The organism is Psychrobacter muriicola 2pS (assembly GCF_904846535.1).
Lineage (GTDB): Bacteria > Pseudomonadota > Gammaproteobacteria > Pseudomonadales > Moraxellaceae > Psychrobacter > Psychrobacter aquimaris.
In genome coordinates this window covers 1-1,309 of the sequence record NZ_CAJHBC010000024.1, presented here as the reverse complement: position 1 = coordinate 1,309, position 1,309 = coordinate 1, and the positions used below count along the sequence as shown (strand labels likewise).

The window sequence follows — 1,309 nt, the reverse complement described above, 5'->3', positions numbered from 1 at the left end:
TGAACCGCCCCGACTATATCGGAGAGTGTATTACTTGAGTCAGGCAGCAATACCTGACAGGATTAAATTATCATAATACCGCTTTTCAAACTCAAAAGGTGACACATAACCAATCGTGCTATGCAGTCGTGTTTTATTGAACCAGTCCACCCATTCGAGGGTTGCCAATTCAACATCATTCACGCCCTGCCATTGCTCTTTTAAATACTCAATCACCTCAGACTTATAAAGTCCATTGACCGTTTCAGCCAGTGCATTGTCATAAGAGTCGCCTGTTGTACCGACAGAAGCAATCACACCGCAGTCAGCCATCTTATCAGTGTAGCGGATGGATAAATACTGAACCCCTCGATCACTGTGATGAATCACATCTTTGGGATTGTTTCTATCTGCTATGGCTTGGTTCAATGCCGCCATCACCATATCGGTGTTCATGCGATTAGAGACTGTCCAGCCCACAATAGCACGAGCAAACACATCAATAATAAAAGCGGTATAAACCCAGCCGCTAGTCGTTTTTATATAGGTGAAGTCTGCAACCCATAGCTGGTTAGGGCGATAGGCATTAAAGTTGCGATTGACCAAGTCGTCAGCACGCTTTTGGTCGTCACGGCTGTTCGTGGTTATCTTACCCTTGCCGCGCCAGACACCTTGTAGGTCATGCTTTCTCATTAAACGCTCTACGGTACATCGAGCAACCTTTATGCTATCCGCTTTCATCTGCTGCCAGACCTTACGCGCACCATAGCGGCATTTACTGTCCTGCCAGATGCGTTTGATTTCGCTTATGTAGAAGTCGTCATGCTGACTGCGCAGTGAGCGCTTGTCAGGGCACTCTTCTAAGTCTTTGGCACGGTGATAGGTTGACGGGGCAATCGGTAGTACTCTACAGATTGGCTCGATCCCATATTCTTGCTTGTTAACATCAATAAAATCGACCATTATTTCGGTGGACGGTCGAGCTCCGCCTGGGCGAAAAAAGCGGCAGCTTTCCTGATGATCTCATTGGCTTGCTTAAGCTCTCTATTTTCGCGCTCGAGATCCTTAATACGCTGCTCTTGACTTTGAGCTTGCACATTTGCAGGAATAGTTTGATCGATGTGCTTTTTATGCCACGAGCGTAGAGTTTCAGGTGTGCAGCCAATCTTAGGGGCAATGGCTTGGATAGCTGACCAGGTAGAGGGATAGTCATTTGCTGATTCAATAAGCATGCGAACGGCGCGCTCTTTAATCTCAGGAGTGTAGGTTTGTCTTTTCATTGTCGTATTCTCTCAGAAAGTTGAGTCTCCGACAATCCCGGGGCGGTTCA

Annotated in this window: 1 protein-coding gene and 1 other annotated feature; the gene reads right to left on the bottom strand. The window is 46.8% G+C overall.

Going from position 1 to position 1,309, the window contains the following annotated elements; genetic code table 11:
* Window positions 1-39: 39 nt before the first annotated feature.
* Window positions 40-1,259 (bottom strand): IS3 family transposase gene (locus JMX93_RS14260; protein WP_499205091.1). Its coding sequence is split into 2 segments (ribosomal slippage): window positions 40-974 and window positions 974-1,259, totalling 1,221 coding nucleotides; the frame shifts between segments, so codons are not numbered across the junction.
* Window positions 868-984 (bottom strand) — a sequence feature (AL1L pseudoknot). It overlaps the preceding gene by 117 nt.
* Window positions 1,260-1,309 lie beyond the last annotated feature (50 nt).